Origin of the sequence: Roseibaca calidilacus (assembly GCF_001517585.1) — a bacterium.
Lineage (GTDB): Bacteria > Pseudomonadota > Alphaproteobacteria > Rhodobacterales > Rhodobacteraceae > Roseinatronobacter > Roseinatronobacter calidilacus.
On record NZ_FBYC01000004.1, the window covers coordinates 1782664 to 1799585 of the forward strand.

At 62.1% G+C, this 16922-nt stretch carries 20 protein-coding genes; 12 read left to right on the plus strand and 8 right to left on the minus strand.

All coding sequences use genetic code 11. The features are described 5' to 3' along the window. The first annotated feature begins 23 nt into the window (after nucleotides 1–23). Together gyrA and AWT76_RS12265 are read left to right on the plus strand one after the other, a co-directional pair. Entirely contained in the window at nucleotides 24–2771 is a 2748-nt protein-coding gene (gene gyrA / locus AWT76_RS12260) for a DNA gyrase subunit A (RefSeq protein WP_072246593.1), read from the plus strand. After that, entirely contained in the window at nucleotides 2768–3085 is a 318-nt protein-coding gene (locus AWT76_RS12265) for a hypothetical protein (RefSeq protein ID WP_218055479.1), read from the plus strand. Before gyrA ends, AWT76_RS12265 begins: the two co-directional genes overlap by 4 nt. Here the strand turns inward: AWT76_RS12265 and AWT76_RS12270 are convergent. Beyond that, nucleotides 3082–3741, minus strand: a complete 660-nt coding sequence (locus AWT76_RS12270) for a GntR family transcriptional regulator (RefSeq protein ID WP_072247693.1) — start codon at nucleotides 3739–3741, stop codon at nucleotides 3082–3084. The genes AWT76_RS12265 and AWT76_RS12270 overlap by 4 nt on opposite strands. Before the next feature lie 146 nt (nucleotides 3742–3887). Here AWT76_RS12270 and AWT76_RS12275 point away from each other — a divergent pair, with 146 nt between their 5' ends. The 3 genes from AWT76_RS12275 to AWT76_RS12285 all read left to right on the plus strand — a co-directional run bounded on the left by AWT76_RS12275 (nucleotide 3888) and on the right by AWT76_RS12285 (nucleotide 6430). Next, nucleotides 3888–4412 carry an SRPBCC family protein gene (locus AWT76_RS12275; protein WP_072247694.1) on the plus strand — a complete coding sequence of 175 codons (525 nt, stop codon included), beginning with the start codon at nucleotides 3888–3890 and terminating at the stop codon, nucleotides 4410–4412. 63 nt (nucleotides 4413–4475) lie between these two features. Further along, nucleotides 4476–5645, plus strand: coding sequence for an alpha-hydroxy acid oxidase (locus AWT76_RS12280; RefSeq protein WP_072246594.1), 1170 nt, complete (start codon nucleotides 4476–4478; stop codon nucleotides 5643–5645). 167 nt (nucleotides 5646–5812) lie between these two features. Beyond that, a complete protein-coding gene (locus AWT76_RS12285; protein ID WP_072246595.1) occupies nucleotides 5813–6430 on the plus strand; it encodes a 50S ribosomal protein L25/general stress protein Ctc in 618 nt (205 codons plus the stop codon). 52 nt (nucleotides 6431–6482) lie between these two features. Here AWT76_RS12285 and hmuQ read toward each other — a convergent pair whose 3' ends face one another. Beyond that, nucleotides 6483–6809, minus strand: coding sequence for a heme-degrading protein HmuQ (gene hmuQ / locus AWT76_RS12290; protein WP_072246596.1), 327 nt, complete (start codon nucleotides 6807–6809; stop codon nucleotides 6483–6485). A gap of 120 nt (nucleotides 6810–6929) precedes the next feature. On the opposite strand from hmuQ, the gene pth reads away from it, so the two are divergent. Genes pth through AWT76_RS12305 form a run of 3 tightly spaced genes read left to right on the plus strand, consistent with a single transcriptional unit; the run spans nucleotide 6930 to nucleotide 9071 of the window. After that, nucleotides 6930–7604 (plus strand): aminoacyl-tRNA hydrolase, encoded by a 675-nt coding sequence (gene pth, locus AWT76_RS12295; protein WP_072246597.1) that lies wholly within the window; start codon nucleotides 6930–6932, stop codon nucleotides 7602–7604. Then, complete coding sequence (locus tag AWT76_RS12300) at nucleotides 7601–8653, plus strand: DUF2332 domain-containing protein (protein ID WP_072246598.1); 1053 nt, start codon at nucleotides 7601–7603, stop codon at nucleotides 8651–8653. The genes pth and AWT76_RS12300 overlap by 4 nt, the downstream gene beginning before the upstream one ends. A gap of 34 nt (nucleotides 8654–8687) precedes the next feature. Then, nucleotides 8688–9071, plus strand: coding sequence for a DUF2237 family protein (locus AWT76_RS12305; RefSeq protein ID WP_407071408.1), 384 nt, complete (start codon nucleotides 8688–8690; stop codon nucleotides 9069–9071). Here the strand turns inward: AWT76_RS12305 and AWT76_RS12310 are convergent. The 6 genes from AWT76_RS12310 to dksA form a co-directional block, all read right to left on the minus strand. After that, complete coding sequence (locus tag AWT76_RS12310; RefSeq protein ID WP_245638815.1) at nucleotides 9068–9577, minus strand: helix-turn-helix transcriptional regulator; 510 nt, start codon at nucleotides 9575–9577, stop codon at nucleotides 9068–9070. The genes AWT76_RS12305 and AWT76_RS12310 overlap by 4 nt on opposite strands. 63 nt (nucleotides 9578–9640) lie before the next feature. Further along, complete coding sequence (locus AWT76_RS12315) at nucleotides 9641–9916, minus strand: hypothetical protein (RefSeq protein ID WP_141655956.1); 276 nt, start codon at nucleotides 9914–9916, stop codon at nucleotides 9641–9643. Between the two features lie 411 nt (nucleotides 9917–10327). After that, nucleotides 10328–11554, minus strand: a complete 1227-nt coding sequence (gene trpB / locus AWT76_RS12320) for a tryptophan synthase subunit beta (protein ID WP_072246601.1) — start codon at nucleotides 11552–11554, stop codon at nucleotides 10328–10330. Nucleotides 11555–11670: 116 nt separating this feature from the next. Continuing rightward, nucleotides 11671–12252, minus strand: coding sequence for a retropepsin-like aspartic protease family protein (locus AWT76_RS12325; RefSeq protein WP_072246602.1), 582 nt, complete (start codon nucleotides 12250–12252; stop codon nucleotides 11671–11673). Then, a complete protein-coding gene (locus AWT76_RS12330; protein WP_072246603.1) occupies nucleotides 12249–13394 on the minus strand; it encodes an FAD-dependent monooxygenase in 1146 nt (381 codons plus the stop codon). The genes AWT76_RS12325 and AWT76_RS12330 overlap by 4 nt, the downstream gene beginning before the upstream one ends. Nucleotides 13395–13501: 107 nt before the next feature. Beyond that, entirely contained in the window at nucleotides 13502–13924 is a 423-nt protein-coding gene (gene dksA / locus AWT76_RS12335; protein WP_072247696.1) for an RNA polymerase-binding protein DksA, read from the minus strand. 199 nt (nucleotides 13925–14123) lie between these two features. Here dksA and AWT76_RS12340 point away from each other — a divergent pair, with 199 nt between their 5' ends. From AWT76_RS12340 to AWT76_RS17010, 4 genes are read left to right on the plus strand one after another with little or no spacing between them, the layout of a single operon-like run. After that, nucleotides 14124–14966: an AAA family ATPase gene (locus tag AWT76_RS12340; RefSeq protein WP_072246604.1), complete on the plus strand. Its 843-nt coding sequence runs from the start codon at nucleotides 14124–14126 to the stop codon at nucleotides 14964–14966. Nucleotides 14967–14969: 3 nt separating this feature from the next. After that, nucleotides 14970–15404, plus strand: a complete 435-nt coding sequence (locus AWT76_RS12345; protein WP_072246605.1) for a GNAT family N-acetyltransferase — start codon at nucleotides 14970–14972, stop codon at nucleotides 15402–15404. Continuing rightward, a complete protein-coding gene (locus tag AWT76_RS12350) occupies nucleotides 15401–16741 on the plus strand; it encodes a DUF2927 domain-containing protein (RefSeq protein WP_082700195.1) in 1341 nt (446 codons plus the stop codon). Before AWT76_RS12345 ends, AWT76_RS12350 begins: the two co-directional genes overlap by 4 nt. A gap of 16 nt (nucleotides 16742–16757) precedes the next feature. Beyond that, complete coding sequence (locus AWT76_RS17010; RefSeq protein ID WP_176699393.1) at nucleotides 16758–16922, plus strand: hypothetical protein; 165 nt, start codon at nucleotides 16758–16760, stop codon at nucleotides 16920–16922.

Consider the following 16922-nt stretch of genomic DNA (forward strand, 5'->3'; position numbering starts at 1 on the left):
CCCCAACAGCCAAAGAGGGTCCAGTGAGCGACACGCCCGAAACCCCTGATAACATTGACGAAAACACGCCAGCCGCCCCCAGCGGCCCGAGCATCTCTATCGAGCAGGAGATGCGCGCGTCCTATCTGGACTACGCGATGAGCGTGATCGTCAGCCGCGCGATCCCCGATCTGCGCGACGGGTTAAAACCTGTGCATCGGCGTATTTTGTATGCAATGCATGAGGGCGGCAACACGCATGACAAGCCCTATCGCAAATCCGCCCGCGCGGTGGGTGACGTGATGGGTAAGTATCACCCGCATGGCGACAGCGCGATCTATGACGCACTGGTGCGCATGGCGCAGCCGTTTTCGATGTCGCTAAAGCTGCTGGATGGGCAGGGCAATTTCGGGTCCATGGATGGCGATAACCCCGCGGCCATGCGCTACACCGAAGTGCGGATGGACAAGGCCGCCGCCGCCCTTCTGGCCGATATTGACAAGGACACGGTCAATTTTCAGGACAATTACGACGGGCGCGACCGCGAACCCACCGTGCTGCCCGCGCGCTTTCCGAATATGCTGGTCAATGGCGCGGGCGGGATTGCCGTGGGCATGGCCACGAATATTCCGCCGCATAACTTGGGCGAAGTGGTCGATGCCACGCTGGCGCTGATCGAGAACCCTGACCTGACCAGTTCAGAGTTGATGGACTACGTCCCAGCCCCGGATTTCCCCACGGGCGGTCTGATCCTTGGCCGGTCCGGCGCGCGCAAGGCCTATCTGGAAGGGCGCGGGTCGGTCATTATCCGTGCCAAGACGCATATCGAAGAAATCCGCAAAGACCGCTTTGCGATTATCGTGGATGAGATTCCCTATCAGGTGAACAAATCCACCATGGTCGAGCGCATTGCCGAAGCCGTGCGCGACAAGCGGATTGAAGGGATTTCCGGCGTGGCCGACGAATCCGACCGCGTCGGCGTGCGCGTGGTGATCGAGTTGAAGCGCGACGCGACGCCTGATGTTGCGCTGAACCAGTTGTTCCGCTTCACCCCCATGCAGACCAGTTTCGGCTGCAACATGCTGGCGCTGAACGGCGGGCGGCCAGAGCAGTTGGCGCTGCGCGATTTCCTGACGGCCTTTATTTCGTTCCGCGAAGAGGTCGTCACCCGCCGCACCGCCTATGAGTTGAACAAGGCGCGCGAGCGCAGCCATGTGCTGTGTGGTCTGGCCGTGGCGGTGTCGAATGTGGATGAAGTTGTCGCCACGATCCGCGCCTCTGCCGACCCGGCGGAAGCGCGCGAAAAGCTGATGACGCGGCGTTGGCCAGCGGGCGATATTGCCCAATATATCCGCCTTATCGACGACCCCAGCCACACCATGAATGACGATGGCACCTATAACCTCTCGGAAACGCAGGCCCGCGCCATTCTGGAACTGCGCCTGCAACGCCTGACCGCCATGGGCGTGAAGGAAGTGACGGACGAGTTGGAAGCACTGGCCGCAAAGATCAAGGATTACCTTGACATCCTGCGCTCGCGCGCGCGGGTGATGGAGATCATCGGCACCGAACTGCGCGAGGTGCGCGACCAATTTGCCGTGCCGCGCCGCACAGAGATCGTCGATTGGTCCGGCGACATGGACGACGAGGACCTGATCGAGCGCGAGGATATGGTCGTGACCATCACCTCTGGCGGCTATATTAAGCGCACGCCGCTGGCCGATTTCCGCGCCCAGCGCCGCGGCGGCAAGGGGCTGTCGGGCATGGCCACCAAGGATGACGATGTTGTCACCACCTTGTTCGTGGCCAACACGCATACGCAGCTTTTGTTCTTCACCACCGACGGGATGGTCTACAAGCTGAAGACATGGCGCCTGCCCTTGGCGGGGCGCAATGCGCGCGGCAAGGCGATGGTCAATATCTTGCCCATTGCGACCGGGGTCAGCATTGCCGCCATTCTGCCCGTGGAACGGCCAGAGGAAGAATGGGAGAACCTGCAAATCGTCTTTGCCACTTCGGCAGGCGATGTGCGGCGCAACGCGCTGTCGGATTTCACCAATGTCATGCGCAACGGCAAGATCGCCATGAAGCTGCCCGATGGCGTGACCATGGTCAATGCGCGCATCTGCGACGAGAATGACGACGTGATGCTTGTCACCTCGTCCGGGCGTGCGATCCGCTTCCGCAGCACGGATGTGCGGGTCTTCAAAGGCCGCGATTCGACGGGTGTGCGCGGCGTGCGCATGGGGGCCGATGACAGCGTCGTCTCGATGGCCGTGATCCGCCACTTTGAGACCACGCCTGAAGAACGCGAAGCCTTTATCCGCCAGCGCCGTCTAATCGCGGGCGTGACAGACGATGACACGGACGAACCCGATGAGGCGGTCGAGGCAGGCCAGCTTTCGACCGAACGCTACGCAGAGATGTCCGCCGCCGAAGACCTGCTGCTGACGATCACGGAGAATGGCTTGGGCAAGCTGACCTCCAGCCATGACTACCGCATCACCACGCGCGGCGGTCAGGGCGTGGGGGCCACCGACAAAGCCATGCGCGGCGGCGCGCTTGTGGCGCTCTTCCCGGTGGATGCCAGCGATCAGGTCATGCTGGCCACGTCCAAAGGCCAGTCCATCCGCGTGCCGGTCGAGGGCATTCGCTTCCTGCGGCGCACGGGCGGCGGGGTGAAAGTGTTCAACACCGGGGCGGGCGAACAGGTCGTATCGGTCGCGCGGATTGCCGAAACCGGCGACGAGGATGCGGTTGCCGAGCCGCCAGAAGGCGGCACAGAGGCGTGATCACAAGGCTGGACGCGCGGCTAGACGATCTGGCCGCGCAACGGCAAGTCATGACCTATGGCGCGCTGGCCGCTGATCTGGGGCTGGAGGGACCGGGGCGCATTGCCCGGCTGACCGCAGCACTGGAAGAGCTGATGGAAACAGACAGCGCGGCAGGCCGCCCCTTGCGCGCCGCGCTGGTGGTTGGCCGCGCCTCTGGCGGATTGCCGGCGCGCGGGTTCTTCCAGAAAGCGCAGGCGCTGGGGCATGACACCCGCGACCCGGCGGCGTTTCACCAAACCCACCTTGACGCCTGTTTCGCGCGCGCCCGCTAGCCCTGCAAGTGCTTTAACCCTTGGGTCACATCCGTGCGGATCGCCAACCGCAAGGCGGCGTCATCGCCCGCGCGCAGGGCTTCCAGAATATGCCGGTGGTGCGGCGGCGGCGTGGTGCGGCGCAGGCGGGTATATAGCACCCGCATGGTCGGGCCAAGCTGAAGCCAGACGGTTTCCAACAACCCCAGAATGGCCGGGCTTTGCGCGCGCAAATACAGCGTGCGGTGAAATTCCAGATTGGTGCGGATATAGCTGATCGGATCTTGCCGGTTGACGGCACGGGCATTCGCCTCGTTGATCGCATCCATCCGGTCAATCAGCGCCAGATGTGCGCGGCGCAGCGCGCGGCTGCCCAATTCGGGTTCCAAAAGCGCGCGGATCTGCGCCAGTTCCTCAATCCGGTCATTGCTCAGCTCCGGGGTGGTCACGCGGCCCGACCCCGACATGGTCAGCGCCCCTTCGGCGGACAGGCGGCGGACCGCTTCGCGCGCGGGGGTCATGCTGACCCCAAAGGCCTTGCCAATGCCGCGCAAGGTCAGCGCGTAGCCCGGCGGCAATTCGCCATGCATGATCTGCTGGCGCAACCCGCGATACACACGGTCATGCGCCGCCTGCGCGGGCGCATCGGGCTGGGCGGGCGGCAATCGTGTCAGCATAACGGGCATGCGCAACTGTGATCACATTTGCCGCCCAAGGTCAATTCAGACCGCGCCATTCGACCTTTGGTCATGCGACGAAAGCCTTGGTCGCGCGCGCAGCCGGTATGCCATATGCTGGTGCCAAGCCAAAGGGGGGACATTTCATGGAACTGACCGAAGACCGTATCATCAACGCGCCGCGCAACACCGTTTGGGCGGCCCTGTTCGACCCGGAGGTGCTGAAAGCCTGCGTGCCCGGCTGTCAGGAACTGACCGGCTCTGCCGAAGACGGGTTCGAGGCCGTGGTCGTGCAAAAGGTCGGCCCCGTCAAAGCCACGTTCAAGGGCGCGGTGACAATGGCGGATGTGGTCGCGGGCGAAAGCTGCACCCTTGTGGGCGAAGGCAAAGGCGGGGCCGCCGGGTTTGCCAAGGGCGAGGCCCGCGTCGCGCTGGAAGATGCCGAGGGTGGTGCGACCAAGCTAAGCTATGTGGTTGACGCCAAGGTCGGCGGCAAATTGGCACAGCTTGGCAGCCGCATTGTCGATGGGTTCGCGCGCAAGATGGCGCAGGATTTCTTCACCCGGTTTCAGGAACAGGTCGAACCGCCCAAGCCCGATGCCGAGGCCACAGAGGCAGAGTCGGAGGACGCGCCCAAGAAAGGCTGGTTGAAGCGCACTTTCAGTTCCTGATGCCAGACTTGCTTTGATCTGCGCGTGTCGGTAAAGATTTCTTACCAATATGCGGAGAGCGTCATGCCTGTCATCACCAATATCGAAGATCTGCGCCGAATCTACGAACGCCGCACGCCGCGCATGTTCTACGATTACGCGGAATCGGGCAGTTGGACAGAGCAGACCTTTCGCGAGAACACGTCCGATTTCCGCCATATCCGGCTGAAACAGCGCGTGGCCGTGGATATGGCAAACCGCAGCACCAAAACGCAGATGATCGGCGAAGACGTGTCCATGCCCGTGGCATTGGCCCCCGTGGGCCTGACCGGCATGCAATCTGCGGATGGCGAGATCAAGGCAGCCCGCGCCGCCGAGAAATTCGGCGTGCCCTTCACGCTTTCGACCATGTCCATCTGCTCGATAGAGGATGTGGCCGCGCATACCACCAAACCCTTCTGGTTTCAGGTCTACACGCTGAAAGATGACGATTTCATGCGCCGCCTGTTCGACCGCGCGCGCGCGGCCCAGTGTTCGGCCATCGTGGTCACGGTCGATCTGCAAGTGCTGGGCCAGCGCCATAAAGACCTGAAAAACGGGCTGTCCGCCCCGCCCAAGCTGACGGTAAAATCCGTGGCCAATATGATGACCAAGGTGCAATGGGGCTTGGGGATGCTGGGCACCAAGCGGCGCTTTTTCGGCAATATCGTGGGCCATGCCAAGGGCGTGAGCGATCCTTCGTCGCTATCCACTTGGACCGCCGAAGCCTTTGATGTCTCGCTCGATTGGGACCGGATCGCGCAGTTCAAGAAATGGTGGGGCGGCAAGCTGATCGTCAAAGGCATTATGGATGCGGAAGATGCCCGCCGCGCCGCAGATATTGGCGCTGACGCGATCATCGTGTCCAACCATGGGGGCCGCCAGTTGGATGGCGCGGTCAGTTCCATCCGCGCCCTGCCCGCGATCATCGATGCGGTGGGCGACCGAATGGAAGTGCATTTCGACAGCGGTATTCGCTCTGGTCAGGACGTGCTCAAGGCTGTGGCTCTGGGCGCCAAAGGCACCTATGTCGGCCGCGCCTTTACCTATGGTTTGGGCGCGATGGGCGAAGCGGGTGTGACCAAGGCACTGGAAGTTCTCCACAAGGAACTCGATGTGTCGATGGCGCTGTGCGGCGAAACCGATATTCACAATGTCGGCCCGCATATCCTGTATGTGCCGCAGGGATTTGGCGATCCGACCGTACTGGTGTAACTTCATCCTTGCCGAAATATCCTCCGGGGGTGAATTGTGCCGCAGGCACAAGAGGGGGCTGGAAAAGCCCCCTTCCCTTCCCACCGAATCTGCCCTATAGCCACGCTACTTTCGGCCCGCACCCTTGGAGGCGGGCCGTTTCACATGTGTTATAAAGGATGAACACAATGGCAAAAGAGATCCCGGATCTTGTAGCCGAGGCACGCGCGGGGACAGGCAAGGGGGCCGCCCGTCAAGCTCGTCGTGAGCATTTCGTGCCCGGTATCGTTTATGGCGGCGGCGTAGACCCGCAGCCGATCAACTTCAACTACCACTACCTGATCGCCAAGCTGAAAGCCGGGCGCTTCTTGTCGACGCTGTTCAACCTGAAGGTCGAAGGTCAGGACGACGTGCGCGTGATCTGCCGCGGCGTGCAGCGCGACGTGGTCAAGGGTCTGCCGATCCATGTTGACCTGATGCGCCTGCGCCGCACCAGCCGCATCAACCTGTTCATCCATGTCGAGTTCCTGAACGCCGACAAATGTGTGGGCCTGAAGCGCGGTGGCACGCTGACCATCGTCCGCCCCGAGGTGGAACTGAACGTGCTGGCCGGTGACATCCCCGAGCAGTTGGAAGTGGACCTGACCAATTACAAGGTTGGCGACACGATCACCATTTCGGCCATCAACCTGCCCGCAGGCACCAAGCCGACCATCGACCGCGATTTCGTGATTGCCAATATCGCCGCACCGCGCGCATTGGCCGCCGCCGATGACGAGGATGAAGCCGAAGCCGCAGCGGAGTAATCCTTGCGCAGGCTATAAATAGACAGGGCGCCCCGCAAGGAGGCGCCCTTTTCTATTCGTCGCTCTTGGCGCGAATGCACTGGACCGAATCGTAAATCTCTAATTCGGGCGGGCCAAGATAGATCGTGCCGTGATCGCGTACGCCTTTATGCGAGCCGCGGAAGTTCTGCGATTTCGCCCAAGCATCGAAGGCGGCCTTGTCGCGCCATAACGTGTGCGACAGGTAGATCGTCGCCGCGTCGTCGGATGCCCCGCGGAACAAGTGAAATTCCACGAACCCGTCCATTTCAGGCAGCTTGCTTTCGCGGTTTTGCCAGATTTCCTCGAACGCGTCTTCTTGTCCCGGTCGCACCTTGAAGCGGTTGATTGTCAGATACATGCCGTCATCCTTTCTCTTTTCCCCAAGGTAAGAGACACGTGTGTCAGCCTCAAGCGCGGCTTGCGCTTTTCACCGGGCGCGGGCCGGACTATGCTGCGCGGGCGAACAAGGTAGGCGGTTATGAAACTCTTTGCGGGGCTTGGAAATCCGGGCGCGAAATACGCGGGCAACCGGCATAATATCGGCTTTATGGCGCTGGACGCGATTGCCGATGCGCATGGATTCGCGCCATGGCGCGCCAAGTTCCAAGGCGAGACGACCGAAGGGCGACTGGGGTCGGAAAAGGTCATCCTGCTCAAGCCGCATACGTTCATGAACCTGTCGGGCCAATCCGTGGCCGAGGCTTTGCGTTTCTACAAGCTGGATGTGGCGGATTTGGTAGTGTTCCATGACGAATTGGACCTTGCCCCCGGCAAGCTGCGTGTCAAGCAAGGCGGTGGACATGCCGGGCATAACGGGTTGCGGTCAATCCATGGCCATCTGGGCCCGGACTATACCCGCGTGCGGCTGGGCATTGGCCATCCCGGCCACAAGGACCGGGTGGCGGGCTATGTGCTGTCGGATTTCGCCAAGGCCGATCAAGACTGGCTGGATGACCTGATGCGCGGCATGGCCGACGGCGCGCCTGCGCTGGCGTCGGGGGATGGCGCGCGGTTTTGCAACGCGGTCGGGTTGCGCATGGCACCCCCCAAATCCAAGCCCGAAGCGCAGATGCCCAAGCCTGCGCCAACCCAAACGCCTGCCACACAGGACACACGCAGCCCGCTGCAAAAACTGGTGGACCGCTTCAAATGAACTTTCGCGATCATGCCAAGGCGCAGGCGGCGGCCTGCGCGCAGCTTGGCTCTCCGTATACGGCGCGGGTGCTGGCCCTGATTGCCGACCATTTGCGCCCCGGTCACGCCGTGGCCGACCGGCTGCTGGGCTGGCCCGCCGACCGTATGGAAGACGATGCCGTGGCCTTGCGACTGGCCGGTGCGTTGCATTACCTTGTGCTGACCCGGCAAGCCGCCATGCTGGCGCGCTTCTACACGCGCGACGATATCGCCGATGCGCAACTGTGGCGCAGCATTGATGCCGTGCTGCGCCTGAATGCCACGGACATCCTGCCGGTTCTGGACCACGCGCCGCAAACCAACGAGGTGGCACGCAGCGCCGTTTTCATCGCTGCCGGGCATTGGCTAAGCGCCGCGTTCGGGCTGCCGCTGGTATTGTCGGAACTGGGCACTTGCGCCGGGCTGAACCTGATCTGGGACCGCTACGCGCTTCAGATCGGCGAACACCGCTACGGGCCGGATGACGCCGCAATTACCCTTGCGCCGGAGTGGCACGGCACGCTGCCGCCGCTGGCAACACCCGTCATTCGCGCCCGTGCCGGGGTGGACCGCAACCCGCTGGACCCGGTCGCGGACCGGGACCGGCTGCAAAGTTATATCTGGGCCGATCAGGTTGCGCGGCTGCAACGTCAGGCCATCGCGCTGGACCTGGCCGCCGAAGCCAGACCGCCCGTGCAACAAGGCTGCGCCGTGGCATGGCTGTCGGACCGATTGTCACGCCCGCAACCGCAGGCTTGCCACATGGTGTATCACAGCCTGTTCTGGCAATACCTGACAGATGCGCAACAACGCGAGATCATCGACGCCATGGCCCGCGCGCGGCTGCAAACGAATGAACCCTTGGCACATGTCGCCATGGAAGCAGATGACAGCGGCCCCGGTGCCCTTGTGACGCTGACGCTTTGGCCACAGGGCACGGAAATCGCCCTAGGCCGGGCCGATTTTCACGGCGCATGGGTCGATTGGCAGGCACCCGACCCGCAGGCATGGACAGGCCGCGCGCGCTGACTATCTGTTGGAAAGCGCCGCAAAGGATCATGCCATGTCGATCGTCAAACACCCCTCTGTCAACGTCTTGGGCGGCACGCTGGACCCGTGCTCGACCGCGCCGCTGACGGGGTTCTTTCGCAACGGGGCATGCGACACCTGCGCAGAGGATCGGGGCAGCCACACGGTCTGCGCCGTGATGACGGCAGAATTCCTGGCGCATTCGAAATATCTGGGCAATGACCTGTCCACGCCGCGCCCGGAATTCGCCTTTCCGGGGCTGAAACCGGGCGACCGCTGGTGCCTATGCGCTGCGCGCTTCCTGCAAGCCCATGCAGAAGGTGTCGCCCCGCAGATCGTGTTGCGTGCTACGCATGAACGCGCGCTTCAGATCGTGCCGTTCGAGGTATTGCAAAGCTATGCGACTGACCTGCCTTAATCTTTGTCTTTCTCAGAGCATGGCGGCGAGTCGGCGATAAGATCGTCAATGAACAGGCTCATCAACTGGCCACGACCGCTGACCCCGGCCTTGCGGTAAATCGCGTTGGTCTGGGCTTTGACCGTGCCTTCCGATGTTTTGCGGAACCCTGCGATTTCCTGCGTTGAAAACCCCTTTAGCACGAAGAACGCGACATCGCGCTCTGCCGGGGTCAGGCCCCAAGTGCAGAAATTCTGCTCTAACAGATCCATGAACGCGGCAGAGGCGCGCTGCAATTGCGCTTCGGCCCGGCCCAGCCGCCGCTGCGACTGCATCAGCAACGCCCCCGACAGCACCAACCCGATCAGCAGCGCGACTGCCGCGCCGATTTCCAGCATTTCGCGGGTTTGCCAGTCGATGGGCTGACGCGGAATACCCAGCACCGACATTGCAATATCCCCGATGAAGAACAATGCGCCCACTGCCTGCACCAGCACCATCAGCAAGATTAGTAGGTTAAGCTTCACGCATCCCTCCTGCTGCTAAATGGCGCGCCGGTGTCGCGATATGGTTGAAAATGCATGATGTTTTCAATTCTGTAACGGCAGATCATTCGGAGAGTTGAGCATTTCGCCCCCGCGCGGCATATCGCCCGGTTCAGGGTTGGGCAGGTCGGATGGCGCAAATTCAACCGCATAATCGCGCAGGATCTGGCCCGTGGACGCATCGAGCACGATTTCGCGCCAGACAGGACCAAGCGACGCGATGATCCTAACCCGCCCCAACAGCGTGCGGGTGACGGATTCGACTTTGTAGCCCTGCACTTCCAGTGCCGTGCTGACCATGTCCGATGTTATCCGATCCACAGCCAAAGCCGGTTGCGTTGTGAGGCACAACGCAAGGCACGCGGCAATGAAAGCTTGTCTTAGACAGACCATGGCACGGTTCCGATTGGGGCAAGCAAGCCACCCCAAATGAAAAACCGCACCCCGGAACAATACCGGGGTGCGGTCGTAATCATAGCACTCTTTACCAACACTGGCACTCGGGCACAGGTTCACCCCGCGTAGAATGGGCTCGACTGACCCTGCAACGGACACTCACACACACACAACATAGTCAACCACTGCAATGACAGAGCGAGGGAAAGCGCCCCGGAACACCTAGATCAACGATCGCCCGAACGTTAAAATCATCGCTCAGGCACGGGTTGGTTACGGCAAAGCGAAGGCGCTATCTATTAAGCAGAGGTTTATATTTTAGGCATAAACGAAAGTTTATGCCCCCATTTCAAAGCCCAGATGCTTGGCAACCGTGAAAATGTCCTTATCGCCACGGCCACACATATTCATCACCAGCAGATGATCCGCAGGCAGGCTGGGTGCAATTTTCAGCACATGGGCCAGCGCATGGCTGGGTTCCAGCGCCGGGATGATTCCTTCCTGCGCGCAGCAGGTCTGGAAGGCGGCCAGCGCCTCGTCATCGGTAATGCTGACATATTCCGCGCGGCCCACATCCTTCAGCCAGGCATGTTCAGGGCCGATGCCCGGATAATCCAGCCCCGCGCTGATCGAATGCCCTTCCAGAATTTGCCCATCGTCATCCTGCAACAGGTAGGTGCGGTTGCCATGCAACACGCCGGGCCGCCCCCCGGTAAGCGATGCGCAATGCTCCATCTTGTCATTCACACCGCGCCCGCCGGCCTCGACCCCGATAATGGCCACATCCTTGTCATCCAAAAACGGATAGAACAGCCCCATCGCGTTCGACCCGCCACCAATGGCCGCAACCAGCGTATCGGGCAGGCGCCCTTCACGTTCCATGATCTGTTGCTTGGTTTCCTTGCCGATGATCGACTGGAAATCACGCACCATCGCCGGGTAAGGGTGCGGCCCGGCCACCGTGCCGATGCAATAGAACGTGTCATGCACATTGGTCACCCAGTCGCGCAGCGCGTCGTTCATCGCATCTTTCAAAGTGCCGCGGCCAGAGCGCACGGGCACCACTTCGGCCCCCAGCAAGCGCATGCGGAACACATTGGGGGCTTGGCGCTCGACATCATGCGCGCCCATATAGACGATGCATTGCAAACCAAAGCGCGCGCAAACCGTGGCGGTTGCCACCCCGTGCTGCCCTGCCCCGGTTTCGGCAATGATGCGTGTTTTGCCCATGCGCCGCGCCAGCAGAATCTGACCCAGCACATTGTTGATCTTATGCGCGCCGGTATGGTTCAGCTCGTCACGCTTCAGGTAGATCTTGGCACCGCCGCAATATTCGGTCAGCCGTTCTGCGAAATACAAGGGAGAAGGGCGGCCCACATAATGCGTCCACAGATCGTCCATCTCGGCCCAGAAACTGGGATCGGTCTTGGCGCGTTCATATTCCGCATCCAACGACAGGATCAGCGGCATCAGCGTTTCCGACACGAAGCGCCCGCCATAAATGCCGAAGCGCCCTTGCTCGTCTGGGCCGGTCATGTAGGAGTTCATCAGGTCGTCTGGCATGGCGCGTATCCTCTGTGCGGGGTTGCCAGAGTCCTAGCGCCGCAACCCAGTGCAGACAAGCGTTTTGCAGGCGGGTATTTTGCAGGCAGGCCCGTAGCCAAAAGGGCCGAAGCCCGCTATCGCTGCAAGATCAGCCGCTCGCCCTCTATCGCGATGCGCGCGTAGCGTGACAAATACCCCATGCCCAAAAGCGACACGTCCAACTCGCCTTCATTGACAAAGGCTGGGACATTTAGGTCACGAAACTCCAGCCCGCCTTCGGCCAAAACGACCTCCGCCAACTCGACCCGCGCCAGCCCGACAGTGCCATTGGCGGTGCGCGCCTGCCCCAGATAAGGCAGGCTGTCCGGGTCAAGCCCCACGCGCGCGGCGTCGTCCTGTGACAGCACGATATCGGATGCACCCGTGTCCAGAATAAAGGTGATCGGCGTGCCGTTGACCTTTAGGTCCAGCTTGAAATGCCGGTCGCTGCCCGCGCGCAACACGATTTCGCCATCCCCGGTCACGCTGGGGCCGCGATCGGTCATGTTCTGCCACAGCCCATAGCCTGCGGCAACACCCACAAAGATCAACCCCCACAGCACCGCATGGCGCAAGGTGGTCCCCAGATTGGTCGTGCGGGCGACCAGAAAATAGCCGACCAGAACGGCGCCCCAGATGCTCAGATACACCAGTTGCATCATGTCATCGGCGGTCATGCGGCCCCCTCGGTCACGTCATGGTCGTAAATCCAGCCAAATTGCCGCAAGGGCGCATCGCGCACAAATTTTTGCGACAGGCGCAAGGCCATATGGGCCAGCGGTGCGACGGGCGGGCGCAGGTGATAGTTGCGTGCATTGCGATTCGCCGCCTCGACCACGCGCTGCACGCGGTTGCGCCGCGCGGTCTGGTAGGCGGCAAGGCCGGTGGGCAGATCGGGCGCGCGATCCAATTCGCGGGCAAGCGTATAGGCATCTTCCAGCGCCATATTCGCCCCCTGCGCCATGAAGGGCAACGTGGGATGCGCGGCATCCCCCAGCAGCACGGCACGGCCCGAATGCCAAGTGGCGGCGACACTATGGCGGAACAGGCCCCATAAAAACACCTTATCGACCTGTGCCAGCCAGCCCGGCACCGGCCCGCCAAACCCCGCAAAGGCGCGGCGCAGGGTGGTTGGGCTGTCGGGATGGGCCCAGCCCTCTTCGGCCCAGGCCTTGCGTTCCTCGACCGCGACAATGTTGCGCAAACTGCCGCCGCGCAGCGGATAGCTGACCAGATGCTGGCCCGGCCCCATGAAGACCTGCGCTTCGGGCGGGTCCGATGGGTCGCCGGGCACCAGCGAGCGCCACGCAACTTGGCCCGTGAAAAAGGGGGTGGCGTGCCCGTTCAGCGCAACGCGCAGCACCGAATGCAGCCCATCCGCACCGACCACCAGATCGGCGGTCATGACCGCGCCTCCCGATAGGGTAACGCTGCCTGCCGCCGGATCGACCGCCACGACCTGCGCATTGAAGCGCGTGGCAATACCATCGACGCGCGCCGCCAGACCGGCCACGCAATCGGCCCGGTGCACAAGATGAAACCCTGCCCCACCCTGCGGCAAATCCATGCGCAAGACCTGAGCGCCCTGCGCATTGCGCAAGGTCACGGCTTGTGCGCGCATCGCCTCGACATGAACGCCAAGGGCTTGCAAAACGCGTGCCCCGTTCGGGCTGATCTGAATGCCCGCGCCGACCTCTCGAAAGCTTCCCGCTTGTTCCAACACGGTCACGGATGCACCACGGTCGCGCAGCGCCACCGCTGCGGCCAGACCGCCAACGCCACCGCCCACCACCAAAACCGATTTGCCTGCAAGCGTCATGCAATCCCTTTCAACGACAAGGGCACCGGTGCGGCTTCACGCCCCGATGCCCCGACTTGTCTTGGATCATGCGCAAAGCGCCATCGCCACGCAACGCGGCAAAATGGTCAATCGTCGCGATGCACGCGCTCTTTGCGCTCATGTGCTTCCTGCGCTTGCAACGTCATGGTCGCGATGGGACGCGCATCCAGACGTTTCAGCGAAATCCGCTCGCCCGTCATCTCGCAATAGCCGAAATCGCCGGATTCGATGCGCCGCAGCGCCGCATCTATCTTGGCGACCAGTTTGCGCTGGCGGTCACGGGTGCGCAATTCCAGCGCGCGGTCCGTTTCCTCAGAGGCGCGATCGGCAATATCAGGAATCGCGCGGCTGCTCTGGGCCAATTCCGCCAGCGTTTCTGCGCTGCCCTTCATGATGTCGTCTTTCCACGCCAATAACTTGCGGCGGAAGTACTCAAGTTGCCGCTCGTTCATGAACGGCTCGTCTTCGGCGGGCCGATAGTCTTCTGGCAGAAAAATTTCAGTTTTCATAACCTGTTTCCCGTTCTCTGCGGAAACATAGGTCTTGAGGTCTTCGTGCATGACATCACCCATATTCCGCGCCCTCGTGGGCCGGATACCCCAAGCCGGGGGTATTGTCACGCGCTTTCCGTCCATGGGGTTACGCGACCTTGCCGCGTCACTTCACGCAGGCTAGGTTCACAGCAAACAGTGGTCAGACGGGTGAGTCATGCGGTTTTCTTCCACCAGCAATTATATCGCAGGCGACGACCTGACCATGGCGGTCAACGCGGCGATCACGCTTCAGCGCCCTTTGCTGGTCAAGGGCGAACCCGGCACCGGCAAAACCGAACTGGCCCGGCAGATTGCCGCCAGCTTGGGCGTGCCGATCATTGAATGGGGCATAAAATCCACGACCCGCGCGCAACAAGGGCTTTACGAATACGATGCCGTGTCGCGCCTGCGCGACAGCCAGTTAGGCGATGCGCGGGTAGAAGATGTGTCGAACTACATCCGCAAGGGCAAGCTGTGGCAGGCGTTCGAAGCGGATGAGCGTGTCGTTCTGCTGATCGATGAAATCGACAAGGCCGATATCGAGTTTCCCAACGATCTGTTGCAGGAACTCGACCAGATGCAGTTCTTTGTTTACGAGACGGGCGAAACGATCCGCGCGCGGCATCGGCCCATCGTCATCATCACTTCGAACAATGAAAAAGACCTGCCCGACGCGTTCTTGCGCCGGTGCTTCTTTCACTACATTCAATTTCCCGACATGGATGCGCTGAAATCCATCGTCGCGGTGCATTTTCCTGACATAAAACCGCGCTTGCTGGAAACCGCGCTGACGCAGTTTTTCGAACTGCGCGACACGCCGGGGCTGAAGAAAAAGCCATCCACTTCGGAAGTGCTGGACTGGCTGAAGCTGCTTTTGGCCGAAGATCTTTCGCCCGAGGATCTGCGCCGCAACGGAGCTAGCGCGCTGCCCAAGTTGCATGGCGCCTTGTTGAAAAATGAACAGGACGTGCATCTGTTCGAACGGCTGGCCTTCATGGCACGGCGGCAGGGGCGATAAACGATGCAGTTGCGCCCTTTGGAAAAAACCGACCGCGCGCAATGGGATGCCCTGTGGCACGGGTATCTGAGCTTTTACGAAACGGCCCTGCCGCCCGAAACCTATGACGCAACCTTTGCCGCACTATTCTCCGAAAATGACATGTGCGGCTTGGTCGCTGATGATGCGGGCCGGTTGCTGGGCCTTGCGCATGTCGTGTTTCACGCGCATTGCTGGCGGCCCGAGGGTGTGACCTATCTGCAAGACCTGTTCACCCTGCCCGAAGCGCGTGGCACCGGCGTGGGGCGGGCGCTGATTGAAGCGGTTTACCGGCTGGCGGATGCACGCGGACGCCCTGCCGTCTATTGGACAACCCAGCACTTCAATACCGAAGCGCGGCAGCTTTACGACCGGGTCGGGCAGTTGACCCCCTTCATCAAATACAGTCGTCCGACATGATGCGCGCGCTGGCATTCGCGCTTTTGCTGGCGGGCTGCGCATCCCTGCCCGAAGAAGGGCCCGCGCCCGACATGGCCATTCAGACCCGCGCGCTCAGCTCGCAAGCCCTGTTTGGCGCACCGCAGCCGCAACCCACGCAAGTGCCCAACGCCCAGATCGTGCAAGATATCCTGGAACTGGGCTTTCAGCTAGAATCGGGGCGCAAGATTGAACAACTGTCGCGCTTCGAAGGCCCGGTCACGCTGCGCCTGACAGGCAGCCCGCCGCCTTTGGCCGCGACCGAAACCGACCGCTTGCTGGCGCGGTTGCGCCGCGAAGCCGGGCTGGACATTCGCCGCCAGACCGGACCGGCCAACATAACCGTCGAATTCGTGCCGCGCGCCACGATGCGCCGCACGGTCCCCGAGGCAAGCTGCTTCGTGGTGCCAAGCATCACCTCTTGGACCGAGTTTCGGGCCGCGCTGCGCGGTCCGGGGCTGGACTGGGCGGAAACTGTGGAACGCGACCGCGTGCTGGTTGTGGCCCCGGCGGATGCCACGGTGCAAGAAATGCGCGACTGCCTGCATGAAGAAATCGGGCAGGCCCTTGGCCCCTTGAACGATCTGTATCGCATTGCCGGCACCGTCTGGAATGATGATAATTTCCAGACCACGCTGACCGGCTATGACATGTTGGTTCTGCGGGTCTGGAACGACCCGGCCCTGCAATCGGGCATGGCAAAGGCAGAGGTCGCTCGCCGCCTGCCCGCCATTCTGGCCCGGCTGAACCCGCGCGGGCAAACCGGGGCGGCCAGCGCCCCGTCGCCCACCGGGCGCGACTGGGTGCAGGCGATCGAGAACGCGCTGTCATCGCCGCGCCCGGCGGCCAGCTACCGGTCGGCGGCGCGCGCGCTTGGGCTTGCCGTGGAGGCGGGCTGGGCCGATGCGCGGCTGGCCTTTAGCCTGTTTCTGGTGGCGCGTTTCGCCCCACCCGCCCGCGGCGCAGAGGCATTCGAGGCGCTGCTGCAAGCCTCGCGGCTATATGGCTCGCTGCCCGACGGGGCCAAGGCGCAGGCCTATGTCGACCTGCATATTGCCGCACAAGCCCTTGGGGCCAAGCAGTATTCGACCGTTTTAGCCCTGACCGCGCGCGCCATGACGGCCGCGCGCCGGGCCGAAAACGGGGCGCTGCTGTCATCGCTGATGCTGCTGCGCGCACAAGCTCTGGCCGCGCAGGGAAATACGTCCGAGGCCGCACGATTGCGCCGTGACGCAACCCCGTTCGCGCTGTATGGCTTCGGCTCTGACAAGGCCGCCACGGCCCGACGCGACGAAATCGCATTGCTGGCGGCACCATGACACGGAAAGGCACAAAATGATCGTGATCGCGGGAATGATCCTTGGGGCGGTTCTGGGCTGGCGCAAAGCCCGCAAGATGGGCGGCAATCGCGCCGATATCGCGCAATATGCGGGTGTTGGCGTCATCCTTGGCGGGCTTTTGGGCCTGTTCGCCACGATCGGGGTCGAAAAGGTGCTGTAG

Bases quoted from the DNA above. Each gene is read 5' to 3' on its own strand.
- trpB (WP_072246601.1), bottom strand. From the start codon at position 11,554: ATGCCAGACGACCTGATGAACTCCTACATGACCGGCCCAGACGAGCAA.
- AWT76_RS17010 (WP_176699393.1), top strand. From the start codon at position 16,758: ATGATCGTGATCGCGGGAATGATCCTTGGGGCGGTTCTGGGCTGGCGC.
- AWT76_RS12300 (WP_072246598.1), top strand. From the start codon at position 7,601: ATGAACTTTCGCGATCATGCCAAGGCGCAGGCGGCGGCCTGCGCGCAG.
- AWT76_RS12275 (WP_072247694.1), top strand. From the start codon at position 3,888: ATGGAACTGACCGAAGACCGTATCATCAACGCGCCGCGCAACACCGTT.
- hmuQ (WP_072246596.1), bottom strand. From the start codon at position 6,809: ATGTATCTGACAATCAACCGCTTCAAGGTGCGACCGGGACAAGAAGAC.
- pth (WP_072246597.1), top strand. From the start codon at position 6,930: ATGAAACTCTTTGCGGGGCTTGGAAATCCGGGCGCGAAATACGCGGGC.
- AWT76_RS12285 (WP_072246595.1), top strand. From the start codon at position 5,813: ATGGCAAAAGAGATCCCGGATCTTGTAGCCGAGGCACGCGCGGGGACA.
- AWT76_RS12280 (WP_072246594.1), top strand. From the start codon at position 4,476: ATGCCTGTCATCACCAATATCGAAGATCTGCGCCGAATCTACGAACGC.
- AWT76_RS12325 (WP_072246602.1), bottom strand. From the start codon at position 12,252: ATGACCGCCGATGACATGATGCAACTGGTGTATCTGAGCATCTGGGGC.
- AWT76_RS12305 (WP_407071408.1), top strand. From the start codon at position 8,688: ATGTCGATCGTCAAACACCCCTCTGTCAACGTCTTGGGCGGCACGCTG.
- AWT76_RS12330 (WP_072246603.1), bottom strand. From the start codon at position 13,394: ATGACGCTTGCAGGCAAATCGGTTTTGGTGGTGGGCGGTGGCGTTGGC.
- AWT76_RS12345 (WP_072246605.1), top strand. From the start codon at position 14,970: ATGCAGTTGCGCCCTTTGGAAAAAACCGACCGCGCGCAATGGGATGCC.
- AWT76_RS12340 (WP_072246604.1), top strand. From the start codon at position 14,124: ATGCGGTTTTCTTCCACCAGCAATTATATCGCAGGCGACGACCTGACC.
- AWT76_RS12350 (WP_082700195.1), top strand. From the start codon at position 15,401: ATGATGCGCGCGCTGGCATTCGCGCTTTTGCTGGCGGGCTGCGCATCC.
- AWT76_RS12270 (WP_072247693.1), bottom strand. From the start codon at position 3,741: ATGCTGACACGATTGCCGCCCGCCCAGCCCGATGCGCCCGCGCAGGCG.
- dksA (WP_072247696.1), bottom strand. From the start codon at position 13,924: ATGAAAACTGAAATTTTTCTGCCAGAAGACTATCGGCCCGCCGAAGAC.